The sequence below is a fragment of the Kitasatospora sp. A2-31 genome (assembly GCF_022288725.1).
Classification (GTDB): domain Bacteria; phylum Actinomycetota; class Actinomycetes; order Streptomycetales; family Streptomycetaceae; genus Kitasatospora.
This window is the reverse complement of the sequence record NZ_JAKNTA010000035.1, coordinates 1-17,025: the sequence shown is the minus strand read 5'-3', so window position 1 is coordinate 17,025 and position 17,025 is coordinate 1. Positions and strand designations below refer to the sequence as shown.

9 protein-coding genes are annotated in these 17,025 nt (G+C 71.9%); 6 read left to right on the top strand and 3 right to left on the bottom strand.

What is annotated here, in order from left to right:
- Positions 1-457 precede the first annotated feature (457 nt).
- From MCM47_RS37845 to MCM47_RS37835, 3 genes are all read left to right on the top strand, one after another.
- Positions 458-667 carry a hypothetical protein gene (locus tag MCM47_RS37845; protein ID WP_238951523.1) on the top strand — a complete coding sequence of 70 codons (210 nt, stop codon included), beginning with the start codon at positions 458-460 and terminating at the stop codon, positions 665-667.
- Positions 654-2,042: an amidase gene (locus tag MCM47_RS37840; RefSeq protein WP_238951522.1), complete on the top strand. Its 1,389-nt coding sequence runs from the start codon at positions 654-656 to the stop codon at positions 2,040-2,042. Before MCM47_RS37845 ends, MCM47_RS37840 begins: the two co-directional genes overlap by 14 nt.
- Positions 2,043-2,125: 83 nt before the next feature.
- The gene (locus tag MCM47_RS37835; protein ID WP_238951521.1) at positions 2,126-2,692 is read left to right on the top strand and encodes a TetR/AcrR family transcriptional regulator; all 567 of its coding nucleotides are present in this window, start codon (positions 2,126-2,128) and stop codon (positions 2,690-2,692) included.
- 302 nt (positions 2,693-2,994) lie between these two features.
- Here the strand turns inward: MCM47_RS37835 and MCM47_RS37830 are convergent, their stop codons facing one another.
- Positions 2,995-4,083: a hypothetical protein gene (locus MCM47_RS37830; protein ID WP_238951520.1), complete on the bottom strand. Its 1,089-nt coding sequence runs from the start codon at positions 4,081-4,083 to the stop codon at positions 2,995-2,997.
- A 215-nt stretch (positions 4,084-4,298) separates the two neighbouring features.
- Between MCM47_RS37830 and MCM47_RS37825 the strand changes: the two genes are divergently transcribed.
- The 3 genes from MCM47_RS37825 (at position 4,299) to MCM47_RS37815 (ending at position 9,248) form a co-directional block, all read left to right on the top strand.
- On the top strand, positions 4,299-4,781 hold the full coding sequence (locus MCM47_RS37825; protein WP_238951519.1) for a hypothetical protein: 483 nt from the start codon (positions 4,299-4,301) through the stop codon (positions 4,779-4,781).
- Positions 4,782-5,282: 501 nt separating this feature from the next.
- On the top strand, positions 5,283-7,589 hold the full coding sequence (locus MCM47_RS37820) for a catalase (RefSeq protein WP_308222620.1): 2,307 nt from the start codon (positions 5,283-5,285) through the stop codon (positions 7,587-7,589).
- A gap of 192 nt (positions 7,590-7,781) precedes the next feature.
- Positions 7,782-9,248, top strand: coding sequence for an aminotransferase class I/II-fold pyridoxal phosphate-dependent enzyme (locus MCM47_RS37815; RefSeq protein ID WP_238951518.1), 1,467 nt, complete (start codon positions 7,782-7,784; stop codon positions 9,246-9,248).
- A gap of 138 nt (positions 9,249-9,386) precedes the next feature.
- Here MCM47_RS37815 and MCM47_RS37810 read toward each other — a convergent pair whose 3' ends face one another.
- Both MCM47_RS37810 and MCM47_RS37805 read right to left on the bottom strand, forming a co-directional pair.
- The gene (locus tag MCM47_RS37810; RefSeq protein ID WP_238951517.1) at positions 9,387-10,571 is read right to left on the bottom strand and encodes an SMI1/KNR4 family protein; all 1,185 of its coding nucleotides are present in this window, start codon (positions 10,569-10,571) and stop codon (positions 9,387-9,389) included.
- A gap of 68 nt (positions 10,572-10,639) precedes the next feature.
- Positions 10,640-17,025 (bottom strand): RHS repeat-associated core domain-containing protein (locus tag MCM47_RS37805; RefSeq protein WP_255753348.1); only part of this gene is annotated, 6,386 nt, incomplete at its 5' end.

Sequence of the window (17,025 nt, the reverse complement as noted above, 5' to 3'; positions counted from 1 at the left end):
GCGGTGGTCCGGTCGGCCGGTGAAGCCTTCATGGTCCGTCGTTCCTTTGCTCGTCAGTGGTCGCGGTGGAGGTGGTCGTCCGCGGTGCGGAGTGCGGCGTGCGGAATGCGAAGTGCGGAGTGCGGCGTCGGCGCGCTGGGGGCGGCCAGGAGTGGGGCGAGGACCGACGCGTCGGGGGCGAAGGAGGTCGCGCGGGTGGGGGTGACGGGGCGTAGGCCGGCGCGGGCGCTTCCGACGTGGCGTTGGGCATGTGCCCCCTCCCGCTAAACGCAATCGGTTTGCTTTAATCCACCGTAGGACCTAGCGTCAGCTAAAGCAAACCCTTGGCTTTTGGCGTGGAGGGCTTCCCCGGCTGCCCGGTCACCCAGGACCGCTCCCCCGCTCCGGCCCCCTCAGGGCCGGCCGGGTCTCCTCAGGGCCGATCAGGCCCTCTCAGTCCGATCAGGAGAGAACGTTCATGTCCGCTGCCGAACTCACGCCCTCGGAGGCGGCCCGTTGGGCCGACCGCGCCGGTCTCCCCCTGCCGGCCGACCGGCTCGCCGCAGTGGCCGCCACCGCCGACCACATCCAGTCCGTCGTCGCGGTCCTGCGGGAGCTGGACTTCGCGGACACCCCGCCCGCCGCCGCCTACCGCGCCGCAGAGGAGAAGAACGATGCAGCCGTATGAACTGTCCGTCGCCGCAGCCGCCGACGCGATCCGGGCACGGGAGCTGTCCCCCGTCGAACTGGTGGACTCCGTCCTCGACCGCCTCGAGCAGGTGGAACCGCACCTTCAGGCCTACGTCACCGTCATGGCCGAGGACGCCCGCCGGGCAGCGCGTGAGGCCGAGCGGGACGTCACGGCCGGCCGTCTGCGCGGTCCGTTGCATGGCATCCCCATGGGGCTGAAGGACCTGATCGACGTGGCCGGCGCGGCCACCACGGCCAGCTCCCGGGTCCGGGCGGACCACCGCGCCGAGGCCGACAGCACGATCGCCGCGCGCCTGGCCGCGGCCGGCGCGGTCCTGCTCGGCAAGACGCACACCCATGAGTTCGCCTACGGCCTGACCACCCCGCAGACCCGCAACGCCTGGGACCGGGACCGGGTCGCCGGCGGCTCCAGCGGCGGTTCCGCCGTCGCCGTCGCCGCGGGCGCCGCGACCTTCGCCCTGGGCACCGATACCGGCGGATCGATCCGGGTGCCCTCCGCGCTCAACGGAGTCGTCGGCCTCAAACCGACCTACGGCCTCGTCCCCCGCCACGGTGTGACGTCCCTGTCCTGGTCGCTGGACCACGTGGGCCCGATCACCCGCACCGTGGAGGACGCCGCCCTGGTCCTGTCCGCCCTGGCCGGCCACGATCCCCGCGACCCCGCCTCCCTGACCACCTCCGGTCCGAGCTACCGGCCGGGCGGCGCCGTGGAACTGACGGGCCTGCGCATCGGCGTGCCGCGCAACTACTACTTCGACCACGTCGACCCGGAGGTGGAGGCCGCGGTCCGGCGCGCCACGGCCGAACTCGAAAGCCTCGGAGCGCAGCTCGTCGAGGTCGAGATCCCGATGACGCGCTACATCCAGGCCACCCAGTGGGGCCTGATGGTGCCGGAGGCCACCGCCTACCACGAGCGCACTCTTCGCGCCGTCCCCGAGCTGTACCAGGCCGACGTGCGGATCCTCCTCGAAGCCGGCGCGTTGATGCCGGCCGGGGACTACCTGCGCGCCCAGCGTTCGCGCACCCTCATGCAGCAGGCCTGGGCCCGCCTGCTGGAGGACGTCGACGTGATCGCCGCCCCGACGGTCCCGGCCACGGCGGTGCGGGCGGACGACGCGGCGATCACCTGGTCGGACGGTACCGTCGAGGGGGTCTCCGACGCCTATGTACGCCTCTGCGCCCCCGCCAACATCACCGGGATACCCTCGCTGTCCGTCCCGGTCGGCCATGACGCGGCAGGCCTGCCCATCGGCATGCAGCTGCTCGGCCGCCCCCTCGGGGAGCCGGTGCTGCTGCAGGTGGGCCACGCCTACGAGCAGACCCGGCCCGCGCGCCGGCCGGCAGCGGTGTGACGTGCCGCCGGTGCGGCCGGGGCCGCACCGGCCAGGGCCGACGCAAGCGCTTGAAGCAGCATCTTTGCTTTAAGATGGCCTCCATGAGCCGAAAGACCATGGTGCGCCCCGGTGGGCGCAGCGCCAGGGTGCAGGCTTCGGTGCACGCCGCCGTGCGCGAACTCGAGGCCGAGGTGGGCCGCGAGGCCCTCACGGTCCCCCTGGTGGCCGGCCGCGCCGGGGTCACGCCGTCCACGATCTACCGCCGCTGGGGCGACCTGCAGGAGCTGCTGTCGGACGTGGCGGTCGAGCGGCTGCGGCCCGAGACGGCGCCGGAGGACAAGGGCGGCCTGAGGTCCGACCTCGAGGCCTGGGCCGAGCAGTTCCTGGAGGAGATGTCCACCCCCACGGGCCGCGCCTACGTCCGCGATGCCCTGCTCGGCGACCCGGACGGCCCCAACGCAGGCCAGTGCTCGGCCTACGCGGCCGAGCAGATCGACGTCATCCTCGATCGCGCGGCCGGCCGTGGGGAGGACGCGCCCGATACCGAGACGGTCCTCGACCGCGTCGTCGCCCCCCTGATGTACCGCATCCTCTTCCGTTCGGAGGGGCTCGACGCCGCATACGTGCGTCAGTTGGTGTTCGGGCTCGTCGGCTCGACCGATCGCTGATCGAACGCTCGACGGCCCCCGCCTCCTCCTTCGACCGGGCTCAGCACACCCGGAGGTCGGTCCCGGGCTGGTTGGCCGCGCGCGAAGACCTGGCACGGGCGACAGGTGTGAAGCCGCGAGGTCATGGTGGCTGTGCGAAGACGAGGGCCGCATACTTCCTGGTCCACGCCGCCCGGGGAGCCGGTGCGATGCTGCCGCGCTCGACCGCCGGGGTCCGCCGGACGGCCCCCGAGGCGTCCGGTTTCCGCGCTCGGCGCAGGCCCGGCTCCCCCGAGCGCGTGTCCGGCCGGTCGGGCTGGCGGTCAGCCGGGGCCCACGGTGGCGCGTGCGTACATCAACGTCCCGGTTCCGTAGGCGAGGTGAGCCGTGCCGTCCTTGCCGAACTCCAGGGACGGCCAGCCGTCGCCGGTGGCGACCGGCTGACTGGTCCACCCCGCGGGTCCGCGTCTGGCGAGCACGACCTGACCGTCGTCGAGGTAGGCGATGAACAGGGTCTGGTGCGGGTCGCCCGCGGCGGAGGGGAACCGGGGGCCGTTGGCGTCGTTGCCCTCGGCGACCACCTCGATCCTCGGCTCCGAGCCGAACGAACTGGACCAGGCACGCACGGTGCGGGTCCGGACGTCGGCATACGCGACGAGCACCTTGGAGAAGAGGCCCCGGGCCATGGACACGCTCTCGGCGGCGCGCATGTCCGGGTCGATCACGCGGCTGACGAAGGTGGGCGGGTGGGGGTCTCCGGCGTCGCTGACCTCTTCCTGCGCCAGCTTCAGCGGTTGCGGGATCACCGGCGAGCCGTCGTCGAAGCCCTGGAAGTACGCGAGTCTGAGCCCGGCGCTGCTGTCGAAGGCCAGCGACAGGCCGGTCCGCACATCGCTCGGCGCGTCCACGCCGCTGATCTGCCAGGATCCGCCGACCTTCCGCGCGACCGCCGCGGAGTCGCCGTTGAACGCGTCGCGGTACCCGACGGTCGGGGTGTCGGCGAAGGGCGGATCGTTCAGGTTGGGTTCGATCTGCATGGAGACATCGGCTGCGGAGCGCACGATGAGCCCGGCCTGGGTGGGGATCGGCTCGAGGGACCAGCCGCCGTCATCGCCTCTGGTGCCGAACATCGCGTTGCCGCTGTCGCCGTCCCGGTAGGCGATGTGCGGAACGCCGCCCGAGTCGAAGCTCAGACTGATCCGCACGTCGTCCCCCGCGGGGAAGCCGCCCGTGTTCTCGTGCGTCCAGTGACCGTTGTGCCGACGGGCCACCCTCACGGCGGCGCCGACCGACGTACCGATCACGTAGGCGACGGCAGGCTCCCCGGCGCCATCCACGGTGAGGAAGGACTGCCCCAGGACGGCGGAGTCATCGACGGTCTCTAAGGTGAACTGAAGGGCTTGAGTGGTCATGACGGAGGCCCCCTTTCCACGCGGGAGGGGTTCGGGTGCGACGCCTCGAAGAGCGCGGGCCCGCCATGTCTCTCCCTTCAGGCTAGGGCCTCTCTTTCGGATCTCGTCGCCCGCCCGGCAAGATCCGAAAGAAAGGCCCCAGGCCGCCCCCCGGCCGAGGGAGAGGCCCGGACCAGGCACCCGGCCCGCAGAGGGCGCAGCCCTATGCTGTGGCGATGGACTGGGGGACGATAGTCGGCACGATCACCGGTGCGGTGGTCGGTGTCGGAACCACGATGCTCACCGACCGTGCCAGGTGGCGCCGGGAACAGGCGGTGCGGAGCAATACGGTGAAGCGCGAGCTCTACGCCTCGTACCTCGCGGCCGCGGCACGCACCTGGAACGAGATCCATGCCGCCGTGGTCACGAGCTCCGAGCCCTGGCCGGAACGGGCCAGAGCAGCCGGTGCGGCATACCGGGAGGGCGGGGTGTTCGAGCTTCGCTACCAGATCTCCATCACCGCTCCACCGCATATCGTGGCGCTCTCGGACAAGACCATGCGGGGATATCGCACCCTGGTCGACAAGCTGAATGCGGGACAGGTCTACAACAGCTGGGACGAGCTGAGAAGTGACTGCCAGGAATGGTTCGACACTCTCAGGGATTTGCGTCATGAAATGCGCGCGGACCTCGCCCTGGACACTCCCCGAGCGTCCTGAACCCCCGTCAGACGACCGTCCCTCCCCCGCGGGTCTCCGCTGTGGAGCGCGGCGCAGACCGGCCCGGACCGTTCGTTCGGCCCGCCTCAGCGCAGCAGTGCGGGGGCGAGCTCGCGCCACTCGCGGTCCGGGAGCCCGGCGGGGCGCCCCTGCGGGGTTTGCGGGGGCGGGTGGCTGCGCAAGCGCCGAGTAGGGCGTCGTCGCCGCCCCCGAGCGAGGCTCAGCAGGGCGACGGCGCCCGTCGGCGATCCCGCAGCGGGCGCAGCAGCCCTCGGGCGGTGGCGCCGGCGGGGTGAGCGGTGCCGTGCCCGCGCGCGGCCACGTCGGCACCCTGCACGTCAGCCGCCGGCATCGGCCGCCGGCATCGGCCGCTGACGGGTGCGTCGACGCCGGTCCCGGGGGCTCCGTCCTCAGTTGGCTGCGGCGGGACGGTGTCGGACGGGAGGCCGGGGGCAGACGCCGAACCGGCAATGGCGCAACCGATGACGCTGGGAGAAGACCGTGAACGAGCCCGGACCCGTGAAGAAGATCGTCGACAAGGTGGCGGACGTGGTGGAGGCAGCGCTCCCGTCCGGGCGTCCGGAGACGCCCGGGGCTCCCGCCGCCGTCCCGCCGCCCGTGGAGGAACCGGTCGATCCCGGCGGTCCGCTGCCGCCCAAGCCCGACCAGGCCGCGCCGCGGCCGGTCAGCGCCACGGGCCGTGACACTGCCGCCGGGCCGGCCGCACGGTCGCAGGACGGCGCGTTCCTCACCGCCGCCCGGGGCACCCGTCTGCCCGACAGCGACCACTCGCTGAAGGCGGGGCCGCGCGGCCCCGTGCTGCTGCAGGACCAGCACCTGCGCGAGAAGATCACCCACTTCGACCACGAGCGGATCCCGGAGCGCGTCGTCCACGCGCGCGGCGCCGCCGCGCACGGCGTCTTCCGGGGCTACGGCACCGCGTCCGGGGTCTGCAAGGCCGCGTTCCTGGGAGAGGACGTCCAGACGCCGGTGTTCGTGCGGTTCTCGACCGTGCTCGGCTCCCGCGGGTCGGCGGACACCGTCCGCGACACCCGGGGCTTCGCCACGAAGTTCTACACCTCCGAGGGCGTCTTCGACCTGGTCGGCAACAACATCCCGGTGTTCTTCATCCAGGACGCGATCAAGTTCCCCGACGTCGTCCACGCCGCCAAACCGCACCCCGACCGGGAGATCCCCCAGGCGCAGTCCGCCCACGACACCTTCTGGGACTTCGTCTCGCTGCACACCGAGGCCACCCACCACACCCTGTGGAACATGTCCGACCGGGGCATCCCCCGCTCGTACCGCACCATGGAGGGCTTCGGGGTCCACACCTTCCGCCTCGTCGACGCCGACGGCGCCACCACCCTGGTGAAGTTCCACTGGAAGCCCCGGCTCGGCGTGCACTCGCTGCTGTGGGAGGAAGCCCAGCTGATCGCCGGTACGGACCCCGACTTCCACCGCCGGGACCTGTACGACGCCATCGAGGCCGGTGCCTTCCCCCAGTGGGAGCTGGGCATCCAGACGTTCCCGGACACCCCGGAGCAGACCTTCGAGGGCATCGACCTCCTCGACCCGACGAAGATCGTCCCGGAGGAGCTCGCCCCCGTGCGGCCGGTCGGCCTGCTCACCCTGAACGCGAACCCGACGAACTTCTTCGCCGAGGTGGAGCAGGTCGCCTTCCACGTCGGCCATCTGGTGCCGGGTATCGACGTCACCGACGACCCGCTGCTCGCCGGGCGGCTGTTCTCCTACCTCGACACCCAGCTCACCCGTCTCGGCGGCCCGAACTTCGCGCAGATCCCGATCAACCGCACCCACGCGCCCGTCAACGACATGCTGCGCGACGGCTTCCACCAGGACGCCGTCCACTCCGGTACCGCCCCGTACAAGCCGAACTCGCTCGACGGAGGCTGCCCCTTCTTCGCGGGAGCCGCCGATCACGCGTTCATCGAGCACCCCACCCCGATCGCGGCCGCCGCCAAGGTCCGTGAAGCGCCCGCGTCGTTCGCCGACCACTTCAGCCAGCCGCGGCTGTTCTGGGCGAGCATGAGCCCGGTCGAGCGCGAGCACATCATCGCCGCGTACACCTTCGAGCTGAACAAGTGCTACGAGCAGGCGATCAAGGAACGCACGCTCCGGGTCCTCGCCAACATCGATCCCCACCTGTGCGCCCAGGTCGCCCGGGGCCTGGGCCTGCCCGCTCCGCAGCCCACCGAGCCGCTCGCCGAGGTGACGCCCAGTCCCGCCCTGTCCCAGACCGGCCGGCAGTGGCCCACCGAAGGCCGCGTCATCGGCATCGTCGCCCACCCGGACGGCGTCACGGACGGTGACGCGGGCGCGCTCGCCGCCGTACGCCGGGCCGCGCTCGACGCGGACCTGGTCCCCCTCGTGATCGCCCCGGTCGGCGGGACGCTGTCCGCTGACGGCGACGAACCCGTCACCGTGCAGCGGACCTTCGCCACGGCCCGCTCGGTCGAGTTCGACGCCGTCATCCTCGCCGGCGCGCCCGCCCCCGGTCTGGATGCCGACGGCGGACGCGACGCCAAAGCCGGCGCCCCCACCGGGCCGGGCGCCACGGTCGACCCCCGCATCACCCTGCTGCTCTCCGAGGCCTGGCGGCACTCCAAGGCCATCGGCGGCTGGGGCTCGGCCGAACGGGCCCTCACGGCGGCGGGCATCCCCACCGACGCGCCGGGCGTCGTGCTCGGCGACGACCGCGAGGACGTCCTCGCCCGGATCACGACGCTCCTCGCCGCGCACCGCGTCTGGGACCGGTTCCCGCCGCCGCCCGAGACCGCGGCCTGACCCCGCGCGGGTGCCGGGGCCCGGGAGCCCCGGGAGACGCCCGGGCGGGTGCCGGGCTCCGCCGCCGGTTCCGGCGGCGGGGCCCGGCCGTTCGACGGGGCCCGGCCGTTCGACGGGGCGCGGCGAGGGGCGGGGCGGGGCGGGGCGAGGGGCGGCCGTTTCCCGGTGGCAGGCGCGGGCAGACGCGCGGGCATGGATCAGTCCCAGGCACCGGTGCTCGAAGCCCTCACGGCGTTCCACGCCAACCCGCTGACCACCTTCACCCCGCCCGGCCACAAACAGGGCCGAGGCACCGATCCCCGCGTCCTGGAGGCGCTCGGCGCCGACGTCTTCCGCGCGGACGTGCTGGCCACCGGCGGTCTGGACGACCGCCTGGACTCCCGCGGCATCCTCCAGCACGCCCAGGCCCTGATGGCCGAAGCCGTCGGCGCCGACCACACCTTCTTCTCCACCTGCGGCAGCTCCCTCTCGGTGAAGGCCGCGATGCTCGCCGTCGCCGGCCCCCACGAGGAGCTCTTGGTGGGCCGTGACGCCCACAAGTCCGTCGTCGCCGGACTCATCCTCGCCGGCATCCGCCCGATCTGGGTCGAACCCGCCTGGGACCCGGACCTGCACCTGGCCCACCCGCCGTCCGCCGACTCCTTCCGCGCCGCCCTCGACCGCCACCCCACCGTCAAGGGCGCGCTGGTCACCTCGCCCACCCCGTACGGGACGTGCGCCGACCTGGAAGCGATCGCCGAGGTGTGCCACGAGCGCGGCAAGCCGCTGATCGTGGACGAGGCCTGGGGCGCGCACCTGCCCTTCCACCCCCGGCTGCCGAGGTGGGCCATGGACGCCGGCGCGGACGTGTGCGTCACCTCCGTCCACAAGATGGGTTCGGCCCTGGAGCAGAGCTCCGTCTTCCACCTGCAGGGCGACCTGGTCGAGGCCACGGCCCTCAAGCAGCGCGAGGACCTGCTCGGTACCACCAGCCCCTCCACCCTGGTCTACGCCGCCCTCGACGGCTGGCGCCGGCAGATGGTCCAGCACGGCCGGACCCTCTACGACCGCGCGCTCGGCCTCGCGGACGACGTACGTGCCCGCATCGACGCGCTGGAGGGCCTGCACGTCCACGGCCGTGACGACTTCTGCGGGCCCCGCCTCGCGGCCGACCTCGACCCGCTCCAGGTCATCATCGACGTCTCCGCCCTGGGCACCGGCGGCTACCGGGCCGGTGACTGGCTGCGCTCCCACCATCAGCTCACCCTCCACATCTGCGACCACCGCCGCATCAGCGCACAGCTCAGCCACGCCGACGACACCGTCACCACCGACGTCCTCGTGCGCGGCCTCACCGAGCTCATCGCGATCGCCGCGGACCTGGGGCCCCCGCCCCGCATCCACGTCCCCGACCCGCAGCAGCTCCGTCTGGAGCAGGTGCTGCTGCCGCGCGACGCGTTCTTCGGCCCCACCGAACAGGTGCCCGTCGAGAAGGCCGCCGGCCGGATCGCCGCGGAGATGCTCACCCCGTACCCGCCCGGAATCCCCGCGGCCCTGCCCGGCGAACGCCTCGACGCCGACGTCCTCGACTACCTGCGCAGCGGGATCGAGGCGGGCATGCTCATCCCGGACAGCGCCGACGACACCCTGGCCACCGTACGCGTCGTCGTCGAAACCTGACCGCTGGAAGACCCCGTCGGACGTCGGTTCCGGCCGCCGCCGTCAGGACGTGTCCCCCGCTGCCGCAGGCGGGTGGGCGGTGCGAGTGCCCGGGCCGCCGTGCGACCGCGGGTACGGGCCGTCCGGTCATGCGTCGAGTCACACCTGGGGCGGCCAGGAAGCACGGAGGATGTTCTCGGCGCCCGGAGTCACGGTGACACCGACGGCCCTCCGGAAGGCGCCGACACCGTCGTCGGTGACGCTCAGCACCACCGAGGCACCGCCGGCGCCCGTCGCCAGGTCCGACATCAGCCGGCCGCCCTCCCACAGCGACCCGGAAGCCGGAACCTTCACCGAGAAGGTGTGCGGGCGCTCCCTCGTGACCTCGATGCGGCCCGTCGTGGATGACGTCTCCACGGTCGCGACCTGCTCCCCCGGTCCCCCCTGCGGTCCCGAGATCCGCACGGACACCTGCAACGGTGCGGACAGTTGCAGGGGCCCGGAGTCCGGCGACCCCAGAGCGATCGACGCCGTGATCTCCAGCGTCCCGTCACGGAATCCGAGGCCCAGGAACGTCAGGTTCGGAATCGCGGCCACCGGCGTCGGGAGCCCGACGGCCGGCCGAAGTTCGCCGTTGTCCGGCACCGTCAGGTGCTCCCGCATCCGTGCCAGGTCCGCCGCGATGTCGGCCGGGACCTCACCGCGCCGGTAGACGGTGGTCTCCCCGCTCGGGCTGGTGATCTCGACGGCGACGTCCTCGTCCGGGTCGTCCAGTTCCTCGTACAGGTCGTCCAGGTACTCCCAGGGGTCGATGCCCTCGGCGTTCAGCCGCTCTTCCTCCCGCCGGTGGACGAACCGGGAATGCGGTGCGCCGAAGACGTCCCGCTGGTCCCAGGGCAGGGAGCCCGCATCCTGGAGGAGCCGACCCAGGAAGTCCGCCATCCCCCGGGGGTGTTCGGTGAATCCCTCGACTCCGTGCTTGCGGACCACCACCGGCCAGAGGTCCGGGTCGGGCCCGTCCATCCGCCAGTACAGGAGCCCGTACGTATCCCCGTAGCTCTTCAACCTGCCCCAACCGATGAGGGATCCCGGCTCCGGCCGCAGGGGCCGGCGGGCGCCGCTCTCCTCGGTCCCTCGGTCGCCGGACGCATGCCGTGTCATGGCGGGGATGTCCACCCTGTCGGACTCCCCGGCTTCGAGGGAGGCGATCTCCAGCCGGTTGTCGATCGTCCCCACTCCGTACACGGTGAGGAAGTCCCGGAAGTCGCCCGGCAGCGGCACACCGAGCGCGGTCTCCGCCTCGTCCCAGTCGACGAGGTCGCCGGCACCTTCGTGCGGCGGCATCAACTCGACGAGAGCCCTCACTGCTGGACGCATTCCGTCCTCCCCTTCACTCCGATCCGGCCCCGTCACTATTTCACCCCCGGTGTCGGCAGCGGGTCCGAGCAGGACGAGCACGAGGTCAGGCCGATGTTCACCCAGTCACCCGTGTGCCGGTTGTAGATGACGTTCGGAACGATGCTCAGCTCCAGGTGACCGGTCGTGCTCAGGGCTTCCATGAAGAACGCGTAGGGCACGGTCCGGTTCCCCTGGTACTTGGGCTGGACCCGGTAGAGCACCTGCTGCCCGGCTTCCACCTCCAGCCTGACCAGACCCTCGAACGCGGTCATCGGACCGTCGCGGCCCGGGTCGAAGAGATCCTGCCTGGGCGCGTTCGTCGACCGGCCGCAGGTCGCCAGGTTCGCGAGCACTCCCCTTCCGCCCAACTGGTCTCCCAGAAGGTGGCACGCGTTCACGGAGTACCTCTCGTTTTGGGCCCCGAGATCACCGGTCGCAAGCTTCTGCGCCCACTTGTAGCCGGGTACGCCCTCCTGTTTCGCGGCGCTCCCGTTCTTGATGCTCGCCAGAGTCAGGCACGCTTCGACTCCGGTCGCCCGTTTTCCGTTGGCCGTGTCACGTGGGAAGTAGTCCTTCCTCCCTCCTCCCGGGCACCCCCATGCATCCGCGTTGGTGTTGCCGGAGAAGTCGAAGGTCTGGGTGGAACCCTGCAGGATCGCGGCCTCCGTCGCGGCCATCTGCTGCAGCGTGGCGGCGTCGAGGTCGAGCTGCTCCGCGATGCCCGGCTGTGTCTGCCCCAGCTGCGGCCCGTTGAGGAGGGTCCCGCCCGGGGTCGGGGTGGAGCAGGCCGTGCAGGGCTTGGGGGTGATGGTGTGGGGGTCGACGGCGGGCGGGCGGGTCGGGGTAGGGGTCGGGGTGCGGGGCGGGGTGCGGGGCGGGGCACCGGTGGGGGTGTCGCAGCTGTTGCGGGCGAAGGGATTGAGGGCCATCCCGCCGAAGAAGGCGAAATCGGAGGCTACGCCGCTGAGGAAGTTCCAGGCTCCCCACCCGCCCAGCGCGCTCAGGCCGCCGCCGGTGACCCAGTTGTTGCCGTAGTAGGGCTGCCAGCCACCCGTGTACGAGTGGAGGAAGCTGTCCTGGCGGTCCTTCGCCAGCATCCTCTGCAGGTCGAGCTCCTGACGGGCCGCCAGACCGTAGTCCGGGGCCGGCGCACTCTGCGGCGCGGGTGCCGAAGAGGGCGGCGCGGACTGAGCGGGGGGCGTCGGGCCCCCGGTGTTGCCGCCGCCGGGGCCGCCTCCCCTCGGGGTCGGAACGGGGATCGGGTGGCAGGAGCGGTGGCCGCTGGTGTCGGCGGCGTTCATCGGATCGCCGTTGGCATACGCGTAGAGGTTGGCCGCCGCCGAGGTGGCGGTGGACAGGGGGGCGGAGTCGCGGCTGGTGAACTCTGCGGTGGCGGGGTCGTACCAGCGGCTCGCCGTACTGACCTGACCGCTGGCCGGATCGGTCCAGCCGCCCTGGTAGCCGATCCTGCTGCCCGCTCCCGAGCTGCCCTCGGGCTTGCCCCACGGGTCGTACGCCGCGGAGCTCACCATGGTGGTGCCTGCGGAGGTGAAGGTGCCGACCAGGTCGCCGTGGCGGTTGCTGTAGGCGAAGGCGGCGTTGCCGGCGGACCCGACGGCGGCCAGGCCTCCGTCCGGTGTGCGGCTGTAACGCTCCGTCCCGTCGGAGACGGGGTGATTCGTCGTGTCGTCGTAGCCGAACGAGCGGCCGGTGGTGGTGGAGAGCCGGCCCAGGCCGTCGTAGGCGTAGCTCCGGCCGCCCTGGGTGACGAGTTCGTCGAAGGCGTTGTAGCCGGCGCTGGTGGTGGTGCCGCCGGTGGTGACGGAGGACCTGGTGCCGCGCGGGGTGAACGTGAAGGTGCTGGCGCCGGCGGTGAGCAGCTGGTTGCGCTGGTTGTAGGTCGCCGTCGTGGCGCCCGACTTGGTGAGGTTGCCGTTGTCGTCGTAGCCGTAGGCGGTGCTGGTGGCACCCTTGTTCCAGCTGGACAGCCGGCCGGCCTGGTCGTAGCTGAAGCTGGCGCTGGCGGTTCCGGCGAGGGCGGTGGTGTTCTGGGTCTTCAGTCGCCCGGAGGCGTAGTAGCTGTAGGTGAGGGATGCCTTGGTGGTACCGGCGGCCGTGAGGGTGTCACTCGTGACGTTCTGCTTCCCGTCGTAGGTGAACGAGCGGGTGGTACCGGTGCCGTAGTCGATGGACTTGACGGCTCCCGACGGGTAGTAGGTGTAGCCGAGCGTTCCTCCGGTGAGCGGATCCGCGAAGCTCGTCATCCGGCCCGCGGCGTCGTAGCCGAAGGCCGCCGTTCCCGTCGCGTTGGTGCGGGAGGTGAGCAGGCCGTCGGGGTTGTAGTCGAAGCTGGCCTGTCCCTGCGGTCCGGAGCTGCTCCACAGCAGGCCGCGGTCCTCGTAGCTGAACGTCTGGGGTCCGGCCGGCGTGGAGACCGAGGTGATCCGCCCGTCGAGGTCGTAACCGATGGTCCGGGTCGGCGTCGGTGCCTCTCCGCCGGTGCCGGTCTGGACGGTGAGCCGTCCGGCGGCGTCGTAGGTGTTCTGGTTCTTCACGCCACCGGGCTTCAGCGTGGTGACCGGGCGCAGGTTCGCGTCGTACACCGTGGTGTAGGTGCGGTCGGCGAGGTTGGGGTAGGCGGAGGTGGCGGGCTCGACGATGGATTCCGCGAGTCCGAGGGTGTTGTACGTGGTGTACGTGCTCTGGCCGTTGCCGTCGGTGTACACGCTCCGGTGGCCGACCGGGTCGTAGCCGGAGGCGGTGGTGATGGTGTGGGTGGCGTCGACCGGCTGCACCTGGCGGACCACCTGGCCGAGCGCGTTGTACTCGGCCCGGCTGGTGTTGCCGTCGGCGTCGGTGACCGCCACGGTGTTCCCGTCGGCGTCGTACTGGACGCTGCCGGACGAGACGGTCACCCCGTTCGCGTCCAGGCTCGCGGTGCCGATCGGGCGGCCCGCCCGGTCGTACGTCGTGGTGACGGAGCGCCCGGTCCCTCCGGGGGTGTCGGCGGGCGCGGTGGTGCGCACCGGGGCTCCGACCAGGTCGTAGGCCGTGGTGGTGGTGTTCCCGAGCGGGTCGGTGGAAGCGACCCGCTCCCCGGCCGCGTTGTAGGCGACGGAGCTGGTGGACCGGCCCGGGGTGACGATGGTGGTGCGGTTTCCGGCGTCGTCGTAGCCGAAGCTCCCGGTGTACACGGCGGGGGTGCCCGCCGTGCCGGTGTGGGTGGTCTGGCGGACCTGCTTGCTGAGGGTGACGGCGCGGCCGAGGTCGTCGTACGTCGTGAGGACGACCGCGCCGGTCGGGTCGGTGGCGGACTGCGTCTCGCCGGCGAGGTCGTAGGTGTAGCGCCACCTCGGCGTCACGCCGCCCACCGCCGGCAGGTCACTCTGGACGAGGTTGCCGAACTGGTCGTAGGTGTGGGTGGTGGTGTTGCCCTTGGCGTCCGTGAGGACCTTGGGCCTGCCCATGACGTCGTAGTCGGTGCGGGTGACGGCGGTGAAGGCACCGCTGCCGTCGGGGGCCGTGTAGGAGTTGGCCGCGACGGCCAGGTGCTCGCCGGCCGCGTCGAAGGTGTGGGTGAGCGTGGTGACGTTCCCGGCCGCGTCCTTGGCCGAGGTGGTCTCGCCGAAGACGTTGTAGCCGGTCCGGTCCTGGGGGGCGACGGTCAGGGTGAGTGGCTGTCCCGTGGCGGGGTTGAACGTGGTGGTGGTGACCGGCGGCGAGGTCATGACGATCCGGCGGCCCGCGACGTCGTGGAGGTACGTGGCGGTGTAGGCGGCCGCGGTGGCGCCCGGGACGTTGCCGTTCGGACTGGTCCGCGACAGCGGCAGGCCTCGCTGGTCGTAAGTGAAGGTGGTCGTCGAGTCCTGCGGCGCGTTCCTGACCGTCTGGGCCGTGACGTTGCCCGCGAGGTCGTAGGTGAAGGCGGTCTCGCGGCTCTGGGTGGCGTCGGCGGTGGTGGAGCGCACCACGTTGCCGGCCGCGTCGTAGGCGTTGCTGCTGGTCCGGTTCAGTCCGCCCGGGTCCGTCACGGTGCTCGCGGCGCGCCCGGCCGCGTCCCAGGTGTTGACGACGGTGGTCTTGCCGCCTCCGCTGGTGCGCTGGACCAGGTTGCCGGCCCCGTCATAGGTGTTCTTCTGGAGGACGATGTTGCGCAGACCACCGTCGAACTTCTGGGCGACGGGGTCGAAGGTGTGGACTCCGTCGGCGTCGATCTCGGCGACGGCGTTGTCGTCGTTGTAGTAGGTGTGGGTGGTCCGCCCCATCGCGTCGGTGACGGTGGCGAGGCGTCCGGCGGGGTCGTACGCGCGTGATTCGATCACCTGCCAGCGGGAACCGACCGGATCGGTGGGGTTTCCGGTGTAGTTCTCGATGCCGGTCTGCTGGAGCTGTCCCATCGGGGAGTACGAGTACCGGTACCTGGTGCCGGCCGGGTCGGTCATGGTCTCCGTGTTGCCGTACTTGTCGTAGGTGTAGCTCGTGGAGCGACCGGCCGGGTCCGTGGTCTTCGAGACGCGGCTGAGGGTCGGCGCGTAGGTCCAGGACGTGGTGCGCGGGCTGTCGCCGCCGGTGAGGTCCGCAGTGGTCCGGCTGGTGACGTTGCCGTCCTGGTCGTAGGCCATCGTGGTCCGCGCGGTGTGGACCGTTCCGGTGACGGCGTCGGTGGTCGCGGGGTCGGTCTGGGTGACCGGGTTGCCCTGGCCGTCCCAGGTGTAGGTGGTGGTGGCGGTGGTCGGGGTCTGCCCCGGCCCGCAGTCGGTGCAGGTCTCGGTGGAGGAGGTCAGCCGTCCGAGGTTGTTGTAGGTGTAGGTGGTGGTCAGGCCGAGGGGTGTGACGGTCTTGGTGACGTCGCCCGCGGCGTTGTAGGAGCGGCGGGTGCTCAGGCCCGCCGGCACAGATGCCTGGTCGGGGTACGAGGCCCGGTCGACGTACGGGGACTGCCAGGCGAGGAGACCCGGGGGCTGGGTGCCCGCAGCCGGTTGGCCATCGGACCCGACGGCCGGCTCGGTGCCGGAGGTCCGGGCGACGTAGCTGGTCCGGCCCTGCGGGAAGTCGGCCGTGGCCGGAACGGTGACCTGGCTGAGACCGCCGTTGCCGTCGTAGGCGTAGCCGGTGCGGTAGGTCGCGTCGTCGGGGCCTGCGGACCGGCCGTCGGCCTGGCTGAGCATCGTGTCGTTCGCGGCGCCCAGGTGATCGGCGGTGCCGTCGAGGTAGTACTGGGCGTAGGTGGTCTGGCAGTGGGTGGAGTCCTGGCAGGTGGTCCGGGAGACCACGTTGCCGCGGGCGTCGTGCCCGGTCGTCAGGGTGTGCCCGTCGGGATCGGTGACGGTGTGCAGGAATCCGCCGGTGTCGTAGCTGTAGCGCGTGGTGTTGCCGTAGGCGTCGGTGGTGGAGATCTTCTTGCCCGAACGGGCGTCGTAGCGGAAGGCGAGCGTGCTGCCGGTCGGGTCGGTGACGAGGGCGCTGGTGACGGGAGCGGCGGTGCCGCCGTTGCCCATGGACCTGTAGTGCGCCGCGACGGTGTCGGCGTCGAGCCGGGTCCGGTAGTAGGAGGCCTCGGCGATCGAGCCGTTGAAGTGGCTCCCGGCCGTGCTGGGCCAACCCTCCGTCTCGCCCGCGCCGAGGTAGGCGTACGCGCTGCCGTTGAAGGTGATCGTGCGACCGCCGGTGTCGACCGCGCTCTGGCGGCCGTCCAGGTACAGGGTCTGGCCGCTGTCGTCGGCCGTCAGGACGGCCTGGTGCCAGTTCCCGTCGTTGACGGTGCGGTCGGAGGTCAGCGTGTAGCCGGACCAGCCCATCCAGAACTGGCCGTGCAGGCGGCCGTCCGAACCGACGTACAGCGCGTCGTTCCAGTGGGCGTAGGAGGGCCGCGGGGTGTCGACCGGCCAGTCCTGGTAGCTGTACAGCGGCCCGCCGTCGGTGGTCTTGAACCAGAGCTCCATGCTGGCCGGGCCCTTGCTGGGGGCGGCGTCCGCGGGCAGCCGTAGGAAGGAAGTGCTGCCGTTGAAGACGGCGGAGCGCTGGTTGTTGTAGTCGCTGGTGGGACCGTCGGCGTTCAGGACGACGTCCTGGTAGGTGCCGGAGGTGCCGTCGGGCAGCGCGGTGCCGAGCTCGTCGAGCGCGTACCACGATCCCGAGGGGTCGTTGAGGCGCCAGTAGCCGTATGCCCCGTTCTGGACGACGGTGGAGCGGTAGGCGCCGGCGGCGTCGATGCCCCCGGGGGGTCCCGAGGTGGTCGCGGCGCGGTACTGGGCGGCGATGGTGCCCGCGCCGAGGGCGTAGTTGAAGATCGCGAAGTCGCTCAGCGCGCCCTTGAAGTGGCCGGCGGAGTCGGTCGGCGCGGCGGGCCAGCTGTCCGTGGTGCCGGCTCCGAGGTAGGCGTAGGCCGACCCGTTGTAGG